This window comes from Rhodanobacter sp. OK091 (assembly GCF_900142825.1).
GTDB lineage: Bacteria > Pseudomonadota > Gammaproteobacteria > Xanthomonadales > Rhodanobacteraceae > Rhodanobacter.
Map to the genome: position 1 here is coordinate 279838 of NZ_FRCH01000001.1, position 16628 is coordinate 296465.

Here is a 16628-nt window from a genome sequence, read left to right on the forward strand (position 1 = left end):
GGGCGCCACTGGCTCGATGCAAGGCCAGCACAGCGTACGGACCGCCCGCTAGCGCGCCACGATCTGCGCGTGTCCCACCGGCCGGTGGATCGCTTTCAGCCGCTGGTAAACGGTCAGCACGGCGGCGCCGTAATCCCTGGCCAGGGCCGGCGTATGGCTGTGGTAGTAGCCCACGCCAAGCACCCGATCGCTGGTCTCGTGCATGCCGTCGCGCAGGATTTTCGCGGCCACGGTGATGTTGGTGCGCGGATTCAGCAAGGCCAGCGGATCGCGCACGGCGTCGCGGTGCATCGGGTAGTAGACCTGCATGATGCCGACGTCCTGCACGGCCGAACCAAACTGGCTCGCCGCCGCCATCGCCAGCTGCACGTCATGCCGGTCGCCGCGCACCAGATGATCGTTGACGCGGAACAGCCATGGCGTGGGCGCAACCTTGCCATCCGGATACAGCGCCTTCGATTCCACCAGGGCGACGCTGTACAGCAGCAGCGGATCGACTCCGGAGGCCTTGCCGACCTCCGACCACAAACTCTGCCGGGAGGTGATGTCGAGGTCAGGCTCCTCGACCGGCATCATCAGATCCATCGTGCTGACGTCGGACAGCAGGCGATGACCGGTTTCGGCCGGCGTAGAACGGGTGGACTGCGAATCCGCCGGCTCGCTTGCCGGGATCGGCGCGGCAATCGCCGTCACGGGCGCCAGCTTGGCTGGTAAAGACGGCGGAACAGCTGCGCGAGCGAGACTTGCCGGCACGACCGCCAGCGTCCTGACGGGTGCTGCTGGCGTATCGGGATGCAGCGTGCCAATGTGCAGCGACATCAGGGCGACGGCGGCAACGGCGCTGACGGCGAAGCCTGCCGCTAGCCTGTACCGGTATGCGCTGGCGCTGGCCCAGGCCGACCACGACAATATTCTCATCCGCGCCCACGGCACGATCCGGACGTCGACGATCTGCCGCAAACCGGCTGCGGCCGTCATGCGCCATCCATCCAGCGGCCACATGGGCGGCAACAACCACTCTCGCGCCGATGGCGACGGCATGCTGGAGGTCAAACGACCATGCACGGTCCGCGAACGCTTCCACTGGACAGGTGCCGGCATCGGAACAACCCGCTCGATGCGGCGTGCCGCCACGTCACCGGCTTTCCACCGCGCCGGCGCCATCAGATGCACGCGGCCCGATGCTTGAGGGGTGTCCCGCACAACCGTGGAATCCGCGACCAGAGGCTGGGCCATGCCCATTTCCTGGCATGCGTCGCCGGGTGAACGGTGCCGGACGTGGCGTGCCATCGACGGCCGGTCCTGTCCCCATATCGGCACATCGCTGAAGCCGCCAGGCGTGGCCGAGCGATGCGCACGAGCGCGGCCATGCCTGGCAGCAACGGGCTGGCACTCGATCGATGGATGAAACGTCACCGGAAAACCGCCGACCCGGGAGTGCTCGCGACTCTCGCCATGCAAAGCATCGGTGGTCGTTGGGGTCAAACCATCCACGGGTGCATCCTGATCAGAAGCGGGCAAATGACAGATGGCACCGCCGCGTCGGGGACCCGCATTAAAACAGCTTTTTGCACCGCAGGTTCCTACGCGTGGCTGACAGCACGCCCGCAGGCCCTGGATGGATTGCTTCTACAGCAGGAATGATCTCGCACAGCAGCCGCTATAGTCGGCGCCGCCCCTTTCCCGCGAGATACGCATGAACGACACACCGCCGCCCGCCAGCCTCAACGCCGATGCGTTGCCCGCGGATGCGCCGTACATCGCCGCCACCACGCGCTGGCTGGAACGTGCGGTGATCGGCCTCAATCTGTGCCCGTTCGCCCGTGCGCCGCATGTGCAGGGCAAGTTGCGCCTGCGGGTGAGCCACGCGCGCGACACCGACGCGTTGCTCGACGACTTGTGCGGTGAACTGCAGTCGCTGAACGCGCTGACGCCGGACGAATGCGAAACCGGCCTGCTGATCCACCCGTTCGCACTCACCGACTTTCTCGACTACAACGACTTCCTCGACGTGGCCGACGCGGCCGTGCAGACGCTGGGACTGGAAGGCGAGTGGCAGGTAGCCAGCTTCCATCCCGACTACCAGTTCGCCGACAGCGCGCCGGATGCGATCGAGAACTTCAGCAACCGCTCGCCCTACCCTACGCTTCATCTGCTGCGCGAATCCAGCATCGAACGCGCGATGGACGCGATGAGCGATACCGACAGCATTTACCGGCGCAATATCGAGACGCTGCAGCGGCTGGGCACCGATGGCTGGCAGGCGCTGTGGCGCGACACGAAGGATTGATCGTCGCCACTCGCAACATGCGATTCACATTCGCGCCGGGTGAAGCTGTCATGCTGACGAGTGAACAATCTCCCCCACTCCGATCTCGATCCCTACGCGGAAAGCGTCGATCCCGGCGTGCAATGCACGACCTGCGAAGCCGTGTGCTGTCGTCTCACCGTGGTGCTGATGCCCGAGGATCACGTACCGGCCTGGCTGGTCGCTCGCGACGAACATGGCATGGAAACCCTGGCCAAGGGCGAGGACGGCTGGTGCGCCGCGGTCAATCCGAATACCTCCGGCTGCACCATCTACGATGATCGCCCCACCATCTGCCGCAAGTATGCGATGGGCAGCCCGAGCTGCCGCGACGAACGGCACAAGTGGTTCGGCGCGGCCATCCCCACGGCAGTGCACCTGCTTTAGCCGCCGGCTGTTACCGGGCTTTTCGCTGTCGCCGCATCGGTAGCGAAACCCGCTGCGTCCAACTCGCGGGCGGCGGCATCCAGATCCTTCCGCATCGCCGGGCTGGCCAGGAAATCGCGCCCCAGCGTCTGGCCGAGCACGCGTCCGGCATAGATGTCTTGCGGCGTGTGCACGCCGCGTATCACCCGTCTCCAACCCACCTCGCGGGCATAGCGGTCGATGGCATCGGCGCGCTGTGGCAGCAGGTGACCGAGCAGCATCGCGAACACGGTGGCGCGCGTACTGTGACCGCTCGGGTAACCGTAGTCGCGGTTCTTCCAGTCCTGCGCGTCGCCTTCGGGATCCCACTGGCACGAATTGACCGGACATGGGCGCTCGCGCCGAAAGCTCGCCTTGGCCTCGTTCTTGGCCTTGTTCGCTTCCTTCTTCACCTCGTCGAACAGCGCCGCGACATGCGGCAACCGTTGGGCGGTGAAACCGGGGCCGAGCACCGCGGCGAACGAGAACGCATCGAACGTCTCTTCCGCCTTCGCTTGCGCCGCCTCGTCGGCGGTGCGCGCGGTGTAGACGTGGAAGGTCACGCTGCGGTCGGCGATGTCCTCGGCCGTGCCCAGTGGCGACGGTGCCGGCAGCATCGCCACCGCGGCGTGCAGTTGGGCATCGTCGAGATAATGCTCGGCGGCCGATACCTTGCCGCCGCACAGCAGCAGCAAGCCAAGCAGCACGCCGCCAAGTCGCGTCGATATATGAGTCATGCGCAGGGTTCCGATCGTGGTCAGAGGGCGAGCGATACCGAGGCGAACCAGCTGCGGCCGGGCAACACCAGGAAATAAGTGTCCTTGCCCTTCTGCGAATCGGCCACCTGCTGCTTGGCGTCGAACAGGTTGTCCACCTGCAGGCGCAGTTTGTAGCTCTTGATGAACGAGCCCGAGAGGTTCTGGCCATAGCCGAGGCTCATCGCGGCGCGCCAGAAGCCTCCGGTTTGACCGACTCCGGTGACCGAGGCGGCATTGTCGGGATTGAGGCTGCCGTCATACACCTTCTGTCCGCCGATGTACTTCTCGCCCAGCGATGCGAAATAGCCGTCGTGATCGAACATCACGCCCAGCGCCGCGGTGCTGGATGGCACGTTCGGCAGGTCGAGCCTGGAACGCTTGAACTTCGCGTCGATCACCGAGCCATTCGCATACGCGCTGAAGCCGTCGCCGAGATAGTACGTGGCTTCGGCCTCGATGCCTTTCAGGCGGGCGCCCTTGGCCAGCGCAAAAGTGTCTTCGTGGGTGACCGGATCGGTGCCGACCAGCGGGAAGTTCTTGTAGTCGATCATGAACACGTCGGCATCGGCGTTGAAGCGATCGGTCTTGTAGACCGTGCCGAACTGATAGTTCATCGTCTGCTGCGGCGAGGTGCGATTGTTCTCCGGATGCGGCACGTAGAACTGGTTGAGATTCGGCGCGAGGAAACCTTGCGCGAGCTGTCCATACACGCTCCACTCGCTGCTCAACATGTAGTTGGCCGACAGGTAGCCGAGCGTCTTGTCCCAGGTCTTGCTGTAGTTCAGCGGGGTCTTGGTGGTCTGGTTGCGCGGCGTGTTGATGTAGCGGGTGAAACTGAGGTACTTCACGCCCGGCGTAATGGTCAGCCCGTCGGTCGCATGCCAGGCGTATTCGGCATACAGCTGGGTGGTGCGCATGCGGTCCACCATCGTGTACTTGTAGGCGGTGAGGTCGCTGCTGCCCGGTTTCACGTCGTGGATACCGCCAAGGCCGTAGTCAAGCGCCACGCTGTAGCGGTCGTTGTGGGTGAACTCGTACCAGCCGCCGGTGTTGAACTGGCCGTTGTCGTCAACATGCGAGAGCGCCAGCACGTCGCCCCAGGCGCGGTACGAGTTGACCTTGTCGTAGCCGCCCATGTTCTTTTTCGACGCTTTCGTGCCGATGTACGGGCTCTCGTGGCTGTCGTTGTCGTAAGCGTAGGTATAAGTCTTGTTGTCCAGCTGCCAGGTCTCGCTCAGCGCGCTGCGCACGCCGAAGTACTCCAGATCGGTCTCCTTGGTCTGGTAGTTGTAGCAATAGCAGTCGGTGCTGGTGCGATCGGTGTTGAGGCCGAAGTTGCGGCCCAGCGTGTCGATCTGCTGCTGGGTCAGCGTGGTCTTGTCCGGGTTGTTGAAGCGGATGTAGTTGTAGTTGCTGAGGAAGGTCAGCTCGGTGCTGCTGCCCACCGGCTGCACGTACTTGATGTAGCCGGTCTTGCGCGACATCGGCGAGTTGGTGCGCGCGGTGTCGGTGTCATTGTATTGCGCGCTGGCGATCAGCTTGCCGCCATTGAGGCTGTCGATGCGGCCGCTGTCGAGTTCCAGATGGGTCAGCGTGGTGCCGTAGCTGCCGACACTGACTGTGGGAATGAACGAGAACGTGTCCAGCGCATCCTTCGAACGCAGCGCCACGGTGCCGCCGAACGTGGCTTCGCCGATCTGGCTGGCGCCGCCCGGGCCGCGGTCGACCGTGATCTCGCCGATCATTTTCGCCGGGAAGTAGCTGCTGGTGTGATGGCTGAAGTCGTTGGTATCGCCAAACGGAATGCCGTCGTAGGTCACGTTGTACTGGTTGTCGTTGAAGCCGCGCAAAGTCATCTGCTTGGATTCGCCCAGGCCCGGACCGCTGACCCCGATGGTCGAAACGGCCGGTGCGATGTTCGCGATCGCCGAATAGTCGGCGGTCGGCGCGACGTGGTTGCTGATGTAGTCGAGCCCGATCACCGACTGCGGCTGCGTGATGTTCAGTTCCGCCTGCACCGGCGCCTGGGTGATTGCCGAATTGGCATCGGCGCGCACCTCGACTTCCTGCAGCTGCTGGGTCGCTGGCTTCACTGGCGTCACCGCCGGCACGTCGGTGGCCGCTGCATTCACGCTGACCGTGAGCGCGGCGGTGCACAGGAACGCGATGCGATAAAACCGGCGGATCGAACTTGCCAGCGGGCGCACGTCAAAAGACGCGTGGCGCGCCTTGGAAGGTAGCGTCATCAGAGTCAGCCTTTGCAGAAGCCCGGAGGGCAAACTGCAGCAGCCTAGAAACACGCCTTGACGGTTTTGTTACTGTTTCAGGCATGCAAGATGTTGCGCATCACCCCGCCTGGAAAATCAACGCAACCTCATCGGCGGCAAGCGGCCGCCATTCGCCCAACGGCAGTGCGCCCAGCCTGAGTCCACCGACCGAGATGCGCTGCAGCGCCTCGACATGATTGCCCACCGCAGCGAACATGCGGCGCACCTGGTGATAGCGCCCCTCGGTGACGGTGAGCCTTGCATGCCGCGGCCCCAATACGTCGAGCACGGCCGGCGCCAGCGGCTCCTTCTCCGTTTCCAGCATCAGCGTGCCGCTGGCGAACAGCGCGCCTTCGTCGCCGCGCAGGTCCTCCGCCAGGGTGGCCTCGTAGACCTTGGTCACCTGCGCCTTCGGCGAGATGATCCGGTGCAGCAGCGCGCCGTCGTCGGTAAACAGCAGCAGGCCGCTGGTATCGCGATCGAGCCGGCCCACGCTGGACAACACCGGCGAGCGTACGTTGTAACGCGGCGGCAACAAGTCGTAGACGACCCGGCCCGGATCCTTGCGTGAGCAGGTGACGCCTAGTGGCTTGTTCATCATCAGCACCAGGCCCGGCGGTGGATCGAGCGGCTCGTCGTCGACACGGATGGTTTCGTACGCCACTACGTCGTCGGCATACAGCACCTCGCCGTCCGCATCGGTGATGCGGCCGGAGCGAAACAACTGCGCCACATCCTTGCGGCTGCCATAGCCCAGGTTCGCGATTAATTTGACCAGTTTCATGGCTTGACCCGTTTCATCCACGCACTCCCGTTGCTTCGATCACCTTGAAACCCTCTTGCGTCACCAGCGTGCGCACGTCGCGAAAACGCGCCGCCAGTATCGCCTCATACGGCAGATGCCGGTTCGCCACGATCAGCAGACGGCCATCCGGCAACAGCGCCTCGGCCGCGCTGGTGATGAATGCACGGCCCAGCTCCGGCAGATCGGCCCGGCCTTGATGAAACGGCGGATTGCTGACGATGGCGTCGTAACGCTGCGGCAAGCCACGCGTGACATCGTGCCAATGCACCGCCACCGCCAGCTCGCGGCCGCAATCGCGCTGCGCCCTGGCCAGATTGAGCCGTGCCGGTTCCAGTGCGCGCGACTCGGCTTCGTACAGGTCGATCGCGCCGACGCTGGGGCAACGGGCCACGACCTGGCTGGCGAGATAGCCATAACCGGCACCGAGATCCGCAACGCGGCCATGCAGATCGTGCGGCAGATGCGCGGCCAACAGCGCCGAGGCGCGATCGATGCGGTCCCAGGCGAACAGGCCGGGACGGCTGACATAACCGTCGACGATCTCGCGCGGCGCATCCAGCGCCAGCCATTCGGCCAGCAAGGCCTGATCGATGCCGGCCGCATTCGGCGTGCTCCAGAACACCCGGCACTTGTGCTTGGACTGATGCTGCACAGTGCCGGCCAATCCCGCCAGATCCGCCTCGCCCGACTTCGCGCCCTCGGCATTCGGCATGCTGGCCAGCACGGTGCCGCCCGGGGCCGTGTGCAACAAGGCACGGGCGAACAACGCGCGCGCCTCGTCGCGCTGACGCGGCGGGAGCACCAGCACCAGCGGGAACATCTCACTGTCGGCCGGCTCACCCACGCGCAGACCGTTGCGAGCCAGCTCATCGGCAAACGGCATGAAGCCCTGCTCGCACAGCCAGCCGGGCTGCGCCATCTCACGCAGACGCACACCGGCACGCGCGCGCAGGAACAGCACGCGGCCGTCCGTCGGCAGGCACAACTCGGCCGATTCGAACGGCACAAACAGAGCAGCCAGCGCCGCATCCGGCGCAGCTGCGAAAAATCCGGCAGCAGTCACTTCATCTCTTCAACCATGAAACAGTGACGGCATTGTACGTGGCGGCCAGCCCCGACACCCACGCCACTCCATGGCGGAACTGTCGTGGCATGATCCGGCGAACTCGACGCCGACCCGGCGTCACATCGAGCAGGCTTCACCCCGAATGACATCGCCGAGATAACCATGACGTACTGGAAAGTGCTACCGACTCTGCTTTGCATCGTGCTGGCCGTATCCGAGGCGCCGGCACAGGAATCCTCAGCCAAAACCCAGACCCGCTGCGGCTGGTTCGACAACCCGACGCCGGGCAACGCGTCGCTGTTCGACCGGGACGGCGAATGGGTAATCGGCATTCAGGGCGGTCACCAGGCCGACGGCGACTGGCCCGAGTTCAGTGATGCCCAATGGATCGACACCAACGGACACCACGGGCATGGCTGCGCCTGCCTCGATGTCGTGGTCTCCGCCAGCACGCACGAAGTCATGCGCATCACGACCGCTCACGCCAAGGCTCTTGCGGTCTGTCGTCGGGATCACGCACTGAAGGAACCGGAATGAAGCTGGCAGCAGATGCCGCGAACCGCTCCGCATGCAAGGTGGCCGCCAGCTCCGAACCGGCCGGTGACGGCCACCAGTCGCGCCAACTCAACCGGCGCTGTGTGCGTTGACCGCATCCATGACCCGCGCCGAAAACACCAGCGCGGCACCGGCGTTCATCGCCACGGCGACACCGAGTGCCTCGGCGATTTCCTCGCGGGTAGCACCTTGCTTCAGTGCCTCACCGGTATGCACGGTGATGCAGCCATCGCAGCGGGTGGTGACCGCCACCGCCAGCGAGATCAGCTCGCGTGTCTTGGCGTCCAGCTGGCCGGTCTTCTCGCCAGCGCCGGACAGGGTCTGGTAACCCTTCAACGTATCCGGGCTCAGCTTGCCGATCTCGCCGATGCGCCCGACCAATTCCTTGCGGTAACCCAGCCAATCCAACATGGGAATCACCTCGCTGACGTGGCGGCCAGGCACCACGCCCGACCGTGGACACCCATGATGCGCCACTGGGCCGATGCGCGCATCAGCGATTCAGTGCGTGCTGCCGGCCGTCGCCGGCAACTCCTCCAGCATCTGCCTGACCAGCGGCGGATAGCCGCCGTCGAAATGGTGGCTGCCCTTCTTGGCGTGAACCGTCACCCAAGCCGGCAGGTTCGGCTCGTCGCAAAGGCTGTCGTCGCTGTCGTCCAGTCCGTAATAGCAAACCACCGGCGGCTGGCTCTGCAAGGCCTGCAGCGGCGGCATGGTGTCGTAGTGCCGGATCGGATTGACGCGCTGCAGCAGCGTCTTGACGTGCTCCTTGAACCAGCCCTGCTTGATCATGTAGCCCTCGAGTTCGATCTCGAAGGTGGTATCCCGGCTTGGCGACAGCAGCACCAGTTGGGTGATGCGCGCGCGGTTTTCCGGGCTGAGCTTGTCGATGATCGTCGGCAAGACATCGGCACCGAAGGAGAAGCCCACCAGCCAGACACGCTGCCTGCCCCACACGCCGACGTACTTCGTCATCAGCGCATCGAGCTGCTGCGCCGACTCCTCCGGCGTGCGCTCGCGCCAGTAGTACTTGAATGTGTTGACACCCAGCACCGGAATGCCGCGGTCGATGAAAGCGATGCCCAGCCGCCGGTCCAGGTCGGCCCAGCCGCCATCGCCGGAATAGATGATCGCCATGACGTCGCCCTTGCCGGCCGGCGGCGCCACGCTGATGTCGCTGACCGGCAGCACCAGGGTGGCCTGCTCCAGGCTGACTCGCGTCCACGGGCTCCAGATCAGTGCGATACCCATCAGGCCTGCGCCCACCGCTGCCAGCATGATCCAGCCCCTGCGTTTCATCGGCGCACTACGCCGGAAAGTCCACCGGAGATCAGGCTGGCCACGTTGGCCAGGATCATCGGCAAGGCAATGCCGCCGGGTACCGCCATGTAGCGGGGTTCCCATTCCGGATCGAATTTGTCCTTGTATTGCTGCAGCCCGCGGAAGTTGTAGAAGCGCTCGCCGCGACCGAAGACCAGCGCGCCGAAACGGTTCCACAGTGGCGCCTGGCGGCGGTTCTGCAAGCCGGCCAGCGGCGCCATGCCGAGGTTGAACCAGCGATACCCCTCGGCCTGCGCCCACTGCATCAGTTCCACGAACAGGTAATCCATGATGCCGGTCGGCCCGTCGGGCAGGAATCGCATCAGATCCACCGAGGCCTCCTCATGGGTGTCGTTGAGGAACAGGTTGGCGAACGCCACCAGGCGGTCGTTCTGCCATACCAGCGCCATCGGCGTGCGCGCGAGATAGCGCGGATCGAACGCCCCCAGCGAGAAGCGTTTTTCGCGTACGTTCTTGTCGCGCAGCCATGCGTCGGAGATCTCCTTCAGGCGCGGCAGCAGGGGCGCCACTGCAGCGGCTGGCACGATCTCCAGCCAAAAGCCGTCGCGAGTCAGCTTGTTCACCGTATTGCGCAACACTTTCTTCGATTTGCCGTCCAGATTGAACGAGTCCAGCCGCACGCGCGCCTCCTCGCCGATCTTCAGCAGGTTCATGCCCACTTCCAGATACAGATCCAGATCGGCCGGGCTCACCTGATAGAACACCGGCCAGCCACCGGCGTGCTCGCACTGTTCGAGGAACGCCCAGACCAGTTCGCGCCGTGCGTCCTCGTTGCTGCCCACCGGATCGCCCATGGTCACCCAGCTGCGGCCTTCGACGCCGTACATCACAAACGCCTCCTGTGCGGCGTCGAACAGCAGACTCTTGTCGCCCGTCAACGCCAGATGCGCCTGCGCCGAAGGAAACTGCTTGATCAACGGCAGCGCGCGGCTCAGATCCGCCTCGCTGGGCGGTTCGCGATGCAGCCGCACCGGCCTGATCAGGCTGGCCAGCGCGAACAGCATGCCGGCTGCCGCCGCGGCCACCAGCGCGCGCAGGGCGCGCGGCGCACCGCCTTGGTAAAAGCTGAATTCCCACCACAGGTCGGCGCTGTAATCGACGTGCTTGTAGCTGAACAACACCAGCCAGGTGGCGCAACCGAGTACCGCCAGGATCGCCCCGATCCAGCCGATCGAGAAGGTCGTGCTGAACAGCGAGGCGCGCCGATAGAACAGCCGATGCGCCGGCGCGAGCGCCATCGCCAGCAAGGCAAGCAAGGTCGCTTCCTCGTAATCGATGCCTTTCAGCAGCGAGAACACCGCACCGGCCAGCAGCAGTACCAGGGTCAGCCAATAGGCCGCGTCCAGCCGGCGCTGCAGGCCGCGGGCGAGGATCAGCAGCAGCATGCCGATCACGCTGGCCAGCAGATGCGATACCTCCAGCACGGACAACGGCAGTATGTCGCGCAGGATGGCCATGCGCACAGGCAGCGCACGGGTCGCGCCGGAAAACAGCAACACCGCACCGGAGACCAGAGTCAATCCCGCGAAGAACGACGGCAGCAGGCCAGTGAACCACGGCGTCAGCAGGGATTTCTCGCGCAGGCCGCGCGCTTCGCGCTGCAGCACCAGCACGGTGGCGGTACACAGCGGCAGCAAGTAGTAGATGACGCGGAACGCGGCCAGTGCGCCGAGGATAGGCGCGGCCAGGGCCTGGTTGCCGGTGGCGCCGAAACCAGCCAGCATGACCGCTTCGAACACACCGAGACCGCCAGGCACGTGGCTGACCAGGCCGATGATCTGGGCAATCACGAAGATCGCCAGGAAATGCCCGAAGCCGTTGTTCAGCTCATCCGGCATCAGCACGTAGAGCACGGCCGCGGCCAGCCCCCAGTCCAGCGCGCCAACCAGGATCTGGCGCAAGCCGGTGGCTACCGACGGCATGCTCACGCGCCAGCGCCCTATGCGTAGCGGACGACGAATCAGGCCGCCGGCCAACCATGCCAGCGGCACCGACGTCAGCAGCGCGCCCAATGGCAAGCGGTACGCCGCCAGCATCAGTCCGGACGGCAGCGGCACCCACAGCAAGGTCACTCCGGTCAGCGCCAGCAGACCCAGCCAGAAACTGGTGGTGCAGAACAACACCACCTTGGCCACCTCGCCGGTGGACAGGCCGTTCTGGATGTAAAAGCGATAACGGATCGAGCCGGATACCAGCAGCGACATGCCCACCGCATTGCTGAAGGCGTAGCTGATGAACGAGATCAAGGTGACCCGATGCCATGCCAGCCGTCGCCCGATCGAGGCCAGCGCAAAGCGGTCGTACAACGTCATCACCGCATAGCCCGACAAGGTGAACAGCACCGCCAGCAGCAGGCGTGCGTGCGAAATGCTCTGCACGTACTGGCGCACCTGGTGGTAGTTCACCTCTCTGGCCAGCAGGTGCAGCGCCCATAACGCCAGACACAGCATGGCCACCGACAGCACTGGCCCGGCGAGCCGGCGCAACAGCACCGTGCGCTGGCTCGGCGGCGTCAGGATCTCTCCGACGCCTTGAACCTGCTCGACTTTTTCCTGCTCCACGCGACCAACGCCCCCTGTTGAAGACCCACTAGGTTGCCACACTGAAGCTGACTGGCAATCAGCGGCGGGCTCATGAACCATCGCTCAGGTCGCTGCACGGCCCTGCTGGCCGCCGTACGGCGGCCTGGCTCCGGGCATCCGCTATGCGTTCGTCGAACCCTGCCCCAGCCGGCCCACCCAGCGGTACAGCAACAGCATCACCGTGATGAACGCCGCGCCGCCGATCCACAGCGCCGGACCGTGCGCGAAGGTGTCGCCGACCACGTCGAGCGGATAGTCCTTGCCGGAAAACGCGACGAAGGCAGCGATCACTACGCCGAGCAAGCCCTCGCCCACGATCATGCCGGAGGCCAGCAATACGCCGAGTTGCTTGGTCGCCTCGGGATTCTTCGCGCTGCGGTCGGCGCGACGGTCGAACCACCAGCCGGCGACCGCACCGACCACCACCATCAGCGTGCTCTGGGTCGGCAGGTAGATACCCAGGCCCACCGCGAGCGGCGACAAGTGGGCGGACTTGGTCGTGCGGCGCAGCACTTCGTCGATGATGATCATCACCACGCCGACCGCCCCACCAATCTCGATCAGGCTCCAGTCGATATTGTTCTTGATCACGCCCTGCGCCAGCGCCGAGATCAACCCGGCCTGCGGTGCGGGCAGCGCATTGACACGCTGCGGGCCGGGCGCGCCGACGAATCCGTAAGCATGATTGAGCAGGTCGAGGATCGGCGGAATGATCGCGGCACCGGCGATCACACCGATCACCAGCGCCCACTGCTGCTTGGACGGCGTCGCATCGACCAGCTGCCCGGTCTTGAGATCCTGCAAATTGTTGTTGGCGATCGCCGCGGCGGCAAACACGATCGAGGTGATGAACAAGGCGAACGCCACCAGTGCGTTCTCGCTGCCGACGGGCAGCCTCGAGCGGATACCGAACATCAACAACAGCGCCGCACTGATCACCACGATGATGCCGATGCCCGACAACGGGCTATTGGAGGAACCGATCAGGCCCGCCATGTAGCCGCATACGGCCGACACGAAAAAGCTCATCAGCACCACGAAGATGACTCCACTGGCCACCAGAGCCACCACGTGGTCGCCCAGTCCATGACCGGCGGTCATCGCGAAGTTCGCGATCAACCAGCCGATCGGCAGCAGGCACACCAGCGAGATCAGGCCGACCTGGCCGATCGGGATGTCGTGTTCGGTGCGCGGCAGCGAGGCGGCATTGCCGGCGCCACGCACACGCGAAGCGGCCATGGCGGAAGTCAGGCCGGTGATCACCGGCCTGACCAGCTTGGCCAGGGTCCAGATGGCGGCCACACCGATGGTGCCGGCGCCGACGAAGCGGACCTTGTGGCTCCAGGTGGCACCAGCCAGCTCCGCGATCGAGCCGGTCACCGGCACCAGCGCGGAAAAATGCGGCACGCCCCAGCCCCAGCCAACCAAGGCACCCACCAGCATCGCGATGCCGACCCACAATCCGACCAGGTGGCCGATACCGAACAACGCGAACGACAGGAAGAAATCGAACCCGGTGACGCCACCGGTATCGCCGCGGACGCGGAAGTAATGCACCACGTCGCCTGCGAATACCCGTGTCGCGACCACCACCGCAAACACCGCCGAGACGATCGAGCCCCACAGCACCGCGAGCAGGCCGGCGCGATTGGATTCGGCGGCCGCTGCGGCGCTGATGCCCTCGCCACCGCCGGCACCGACCTTCAGCACTTCGGCGCAGGCCACGCCTTCGGGATACGGCAAATCGGAATTGGTGACCAGGGCACGGCGCAGCGGGATCGAATACATCACGCCGAGGATGCCGCCCAGCGCGCAGATGGCGAACGAGGTCCAGTAGTTGAAGCCCGTCCACCAGCCGATCAGGATCAGGCCGGGCAGCACAAAGATGATCGAGGACAAGGTGCCGGCCGCCGACGCGACGGTCTGCACGATGTTGTTCTCCTGCATCGTGGCGCCCTTGAAGTAGCGCAGCACCGCCATCGAGATCACCGCGGCGGGAATCGAGGTGGCGAAGGTCAGGCCGGCCTTGAGGCCGAAAAACACGTTGGCCGCGGTGAACACCACGGTAATCACGACGCCGATGATCACGCCACGCATGGTCAATTCATTGCGCGGCGTCGTGCTGGACATGGGTTGTGCACTCACGTTTGTTTCTCCCCCGGACGGATGCTGCGGTGGAAGATAGCGTGGAATGGCCGCAGAGGGTTACCCCTTGCGCCCCGGCACTCCGGCGTGCCAAGCGTCACAATGTCAGCCGGCTCTCGAATCGCCGCGACCCGCCGGAAAGCGGGTCGACAAACGCCAGGCTGTGGGCCAGCAGCTTCAGCGGATGCCGGTAATCGTCATCTGATTTCTCGGCAAGATCCGGATACAGCGTGTCACCCGCGATCGGCGCACCCAGTGCGGCCATGTGCACGCGCAGTTGATGCTTCCTGCCGGTGACTGGATGCAGCGCATAGCGCCAGCGGTCGCCGCCGCGCTCGATCAGCTCGATCCGCGTCTCGCTGTTCGGCTCGCCGTCGGCCTCCCGCATGCGGAAGAACGGCTCGCCAGCGACAATGCGCGAGCGCCGCGACAACGGAAATTCGAGTGCCGGCAAGGCCGCGGCCAGCGCCTCGTAACGCTTGTCGATCCGGCGCTCGCGAAACAGCGACTGATAGGCGGCCCGGCTGTTTCGGTTCGCCGAGAACAGCACCAGTCCCGCGGTCAACCGATCGATACGGTGCAGCGGAACCAGGTCAGGATTGCCCAGCCGACGGATCAACCGACGCAGCAACGTCTGCTCGACGAAACCGCCCGCCGGCGTCACCGGCAGAAAGTGTGGCTTATCCGCCACTACCAGATGGTCGTCCGCATGCAGCACGGTTTCGGTAAACGGAATCGGCAGCTCATCCACCACCTCGCGGTAATAGTGGATGCACATCCCTTCCCGATACGGCGTCTGCAGCGTGATCGCGACACCCTGCCCGTCCAGCACGCGTCCACGCACGATGCGATCCAGCCATTGCTCGCGACTGATCGCGGCGAACTGTGCGCATAGGCCGTCGAGCGCGGTCGGCCATGCGCCAGCAGGCAGATGCACGGTGCTGGCATGGGGGTCGCGGGTGAAGGTTGGGGTGGCTGGATTCATAGCTGCCGCCAGTCTAATGCGCCCTGCCGGACTGGCCGCCGTGAGACGCATGTCTGGATTTTTGTGGGAGCGACTTCAGTCGCGATGGCTTTTCTCTCTGGTTGTTGGTTTGAAGCGAAGAGCTTTCGTGCGCCTGCGGCGCCCGAGTTACTTTCTCTTTGTGTGGCCAAAGAGAAAGATAACCAAAGAGAAAGGCCACCCCGCTTGGCGCTTGCCGGGCTTCCTGCCCGGCAAGTCCGTGAGCCGGGGCCGGGCTTTTCGACAGGGCTCCTGCCCTGACGAAAAGGAGTCGACCTCCTTGTCGACTCCCGCTGCGCGGCCTGTCGTCCCCGTCTCACCGCCGCACAGGGGCCCCGGGTAGAGCAGCGGGCCTTCCTGGCCCGCACTCGGTGAAAAGCCGAAGCGAAGCGTCGCTCTGGCTGTTGCTCTGCTCTTCTGAAAAGTACGCGCAGGAGGCGCGTTGCTTTACCGGGGCCCCTCTGCAGCGGCGGGTGGGTGAAGGAACAGCCCGCAGGGTGGCCGGCAGCGATGCCGGCCAGTTTGGCGTCAGCACAGGATGTGCTGTCGACAAACCCCGTAACCCACCCGCGGACTTGCCGGGCAGGAAGCCCGGCAAGCGCGTAAGCGGGGTGCTCTTTCTCTTTGGTTACTTTCTCTTTGAGCACACAAAGAGAAAGTGACTCGGGCGCCTACGGCGCACGAAAGCTCTTCGCTTCGAATCAACCACCCAGAGCCAAAGCATCGCCCGCCAGCGGGCTCCTACAAGAAGAGCTAGCCCCTTACCTATCGCAAAGAGTGAGTCGACCACCTCACCGCGTAGAATAGTCGGCTGTCGTCCCAAGGCACCTCCATGGCACTCAACTCCACCATCTACAAAGTCGAACTGCAGATCAGCGACATGGATCGGCATTACTACGCCACCCATGCACTGACCCTGGCGCGGCACCCCTCAGAAACCGAGGAGCGCCTGATGGTGCGCCTGCTCGCATTCGCGCTGTATGCGGACGCGCGGCTGGAGTTCGGCAAAGGCATCAGCGACGAGGACGAGCCGGCGCTGTGGCGCAAGGCGTATACCGACGAGATCGAGCTGTGGATCGAAGTCGGCCAGCCGGACGAGACGCGCATCCGCAAAGCCTGCGGCCGTTCCCGACAGGTAGTCGTCATCAACTACGGCGGCAACGCGGCGGAGATCTGGTGGAACAAGGTCGGTGCGGCGCTGGGCCGCAACAAGAACCTCACCGTGCTCGACATCCCCGCCGGCACCGTGGCCGAACTGGTCGAACTGCTGCAGCGTGGCATGCGGCTGCAGTGCCTGATCCAGGACGGCCAGCTGCAGATGATGAACGATGCCGATGCGGTCGCCGTCGATCCGCTGCGCCGCATGGCGCCCACCGAAACCGTGAACTGAGTG

At 64.8% G+C, this 16628-nt stretch carries 16 protein-coding genes; 6 read left to right on the top strand and 10 right to left on the bottom strand.

The features are described 5' to 3' along the window. Positions 1-48: 48 nt before the first annotated feature. Positions 49-819, bottom strand: coding sequence for a lysozyme family protein (locus tag BUA26_RS01400; protein ID WP_143154138.1), 771 nt, complete (start codon positions 817-819; stop codon positions 49-51). Here BUA26_RS01400 and BUA26_RS01405 point away from each other — a divergent pair. The 4 genes from BUA26_RS01405 (at position 806) to BUA26_RS01420 (ending at position 2695) form a co-directional block, all read left to right on the top strand. Next, positions 806-1189, top strand: a complete 384-nt coding sequence (locus BUA26_RS01405; RefSeq protein WP_072757230.1) for a hypothetical protein — start codon at positions 806-808, stop codon at positions 1187-1189. The genes BUA26_RS01400 and BUA26_RS01405 overlap by 14 nt on opposite strands. A 179-nt stretch (positions 1190-1368) precedes the next feature. Next, a complete protein-coding gene (locus BUA26_RS01410; RefSeq protein WP_143154139.1) occupies positions 1369-1644 on the top strand; it encodes a hypothetical protein in 276 nt (91 codons plus the stop codon). Between the two features lie 52 nt (positions 1645-1696). Beyond that, the gene (locus BUA26_RS01415) at positions 1697-2290 is read left to right on the top strand and encodes a DUF1415 domain-containing protein (RefSeq protein ID WP_072757234.1); all 594 of its coding nucleotides are present in this window, start codon (positions 1697-1699) and stop codon (positions 2288-2290) included. 60 nt (positions 2291-2350) lie between these two features. After that, complete coding sequence (locus BUA26_RS01420) at positions 2351-2695, top strand: YkgJ family cysteine cluster protein (RefSeq protein ID WP_072757236.1); 345 nt, start codon at positions 2351-2353, stop codon at positions 2693-2695. Here BUA26_RS01420 and BUA26_RS01425 read toward each other — a convergent pair. The 4 genes from BUA26_RS01425 to BUA26_RS01440 form a co-directional block, all read right to left on the bottom strand. After that, positions 2692-3450: a phosphatase PAP2 family protein gene (locus BUA26_RS01425; protein ID WP_083572834.1), complete on the bottom strand. Its 759-nt coding sequence runs from the start codon at positions 3448-3450 to the stop codon at positions 2692-2694. The two genes, BUA26_RS01420 and BUA26_RS01425, sit on opposite strands and share 4 nt — an antisense overlap. Before the next feature lie 20 nt (positions 3451-3470). Then, the gene (locus tag BUA26_RS01430; protein ID WP_072757240.1) at positions 3471-5717 is read right to left on the bottom strand and encodes a TonB-dependent receptor; all 2247 of its coding nucleotides are present in this window, start codon (positions 5715-5717) and stop codon (positions 3471-3473) included. 100 nt (positions 5718-5817) lie between these two features. Next, entirely contained in the window at positions 5818-6522 is a 705-nt protein-coding gene (locus BUA26_RS01435) for a pseudouridine synthase (RefSeq protein WP_072757242.1), read from the bottom strand. A gap of 13 nt (positions 6523-6535) precedes the next feature. Further along, on the bottom strand, positions 6536-7606 hold the full coding sequence (locus tag BUA26_RS01440) for a class I SAM-dependent methyltransferase (protein WP_072757244.1): 1071 nt from the start codon (positions 7604-7606) through the stop codon (positions 6536-6538). Between the two features lie 165 nt (positions 7607-7771). On the opposite strand from BUA26_RS01440, the gene BUA26_RS01445 reads away from it, so the two are divergent. Beyond that, the gene (locus BUA26_RS01445) at positions 7772-8146 is read left to right on the top strand and encodes a DUF4087 domain-containing protein (RefSeq protein ID WP_072757246.1); all 375 of its coding nucleotides are present in this window, start codon (positions 7772-7774) and stop codon (positions 8144-8146) included. 87 nt (positions 8147-8233) lie between these two features. Here BUA26_RS01445 and BUA26_RS01450 read toward each other — a convergent pair whose 3' ends face one another. The 5 genes from BUA26_RS01450 to BUA26_RS01470 all read right to left on the bottom strand — a co-directional run bounded on the left by BUA26_RS01450 (position 8234) and on the right by BUA26_RS01470 (position 15217). Continuing rightward, the gene (locus BUA26_RS01450; RefSeq protein WP_072759920.1) at positions 8234-8575 is read right to left on the bottom strand and encodes a carboxymuconolactone decarboxylase family protein; all 342 of its coding nucleotides are present in this window, start codon (positions 8573-8575) and stop codon (positions 8234-8236) included. Positions 8576-8665: 90 nt separating this feature from the next. Next, complete coding sequence (locus BUA26_RS01455) at positions 8666-9463, bottom strand: AcvB/VirJ family lysyl-phosphatidylglycerol hydrolase (protein ID WP_072757247.1); 798 nt, start codon at positions 9461-9463, stop codon at positions 8666-8668. Next, on the bottom strand, positions 9460-12066 hold the full coding sequence (gene mprF / locus BUA26_RS01460; protein ID WP_255368117.1) for a bifunctional lysylphosphatidylglycerol flippase/synthetase MprF: 2607 nt from the start codon (positions 12064-12066) through the stop codon (positions 9460-9462). Before mprF ends, BUA26_RS01455 begins: the two co-directional genes overlap by 4 nt. 141 nt (positions 12067-12207) lie before the next feature. Beyond that, on the bottom strand, positions 12208-14217 hold the full coding sequence (locus tag BUA26_RS01465; RefSeq protein WP_072757249.1) for an OPT family oligopeptide transporter: 2010 nt from the start codon (positions 14215-14217) through the stop codon (positions 12208-12210). A 112-nt stretch (positions 14218-14329) separates the two neighbouring features. After that, positions 14330-15217 carry a pseudouridine synthase gene (locus BUA26_RS01470; protein WP_072757250.1) on the bottom strand — a complete coding sequence of 296 codons (888 nt, stop codon included), beginning with the start codon at positions 15215-15217 and terminating at the stop codon, positions 14330-14332. A gap of 850 nt (positions 15218-16067) precedes the next feature. Here BUA26_RS01470 and BUA26_RS01475 point away from each other — a divergent pair. Continuing rightward, entirely contained in the window at positions 16068-16625 is a 558-nt protein-coding gene (locus BUA26_RS01475) for a YaeQ family protein (protein WP_072757252.1), read from the top strand. Positions 16626-16628 lie beyond the last annotated feature (3 nt).

What these genes read in the sequence shown, in the direction of transcription:
- BUA26_RS01405 (WP_072757230.1), top strand. Translation starts at nt 806, where the DNA reads ATGTGCAGCGACATCAGGGCGACGGCGGCAACGGCGCTGACGGCGAAG.
- BUA26_RS01400 (WP_143154138.1), bottom strand. Translation starts at nt 819, where the DNA reads ATGTCGCTGCACATTGGCACGCTGCATCCCGATACGCCAGCAGCACCC.
- BUA26_RS01410 (WP_143154139.1), top strand. Translation starts at nt 1,369, where the DNA reads ATGCCTGGCAGCAACGGGCTGGCACTCGATCGATGGATGAAACGTCAC.
- BUA26_RS01415 (WP_072757234.1), top strand. Translation starts at nt 1,697, where the DNA reads ATGAACGACACACCGCCGCCCGCCAGCCTCAACGCCGATGCGTTGCCC.
- BUA26_RS01425 (WP_083572834.1), bottom strand. Translation starts at nt 3,450, where the DNA reads ATGACTCATATATCGACGCGACTTGGCGGCGTGCTGCTTGGCTTGCTG.
- BUA26_RS01430 (WP_072757240.1), bottom strand. Translation starts at nt 5,717, where the DNA reads ATGACGCTACCTTCCAAGGCGCGCCACGCGTCTTTTGACGTGCGCCCG.
- BUA26_RS01435 (WP_072757242.1), bottom strand. Translation starts at nt 6,522, where the DNA reads ATGAAACTGGTCAAATTAATCGCGAACCTGGGCTATGGCAGCCGCAAG.
- BUA26_RS01445 (WP_072757246.1), top strand. Translation starts at nt 7,772, where the DNA reads ATGACGTACTGGAAAGTGCTACCGACTCTGCTTTGCATCGTGCTGGCC.
- BUA26_RS01450 (WP_072759920.1), bottom strand. Translation starts at nt 8,575, where the DNA reads ATGTTGGATTGGCTGGGTTACCGCAAGGAATTGGTCGGGCGCATCGGC.
- BUA26_RS01455 (WP_072757247.1), bottom strand. Translation starts at nt 9,463, where the DNA reads ATGAAACGCAGGGGCTGGATCATGCTGGCAGCGGTGGGCGCAGGCCTG.
- BUA26_RS01465 (WP_072757249.1), bottom strand. Translation starts at nt 14,217, where the DNA reads ATGTCCAGCACGACGCCGCGCAATGAATTGACCATGCGTGGCGTGATC.
- BUA26_RS01470 (WP_072757250.1), bottom strand. Translation starts at nt 15,217, where the DNA reads ATGAATCCAGCCACCCCAACCTTCACCCGCGACCCCCATGCCAGCACC.
- BUA26_RS01475 (WP_072757252.1), top strand. Translation starts at nt 16,068, where the DNA reads ATGGCACTCAACTCCACCATCTACAAAGTCGAACTGCAGATCAGCGAC.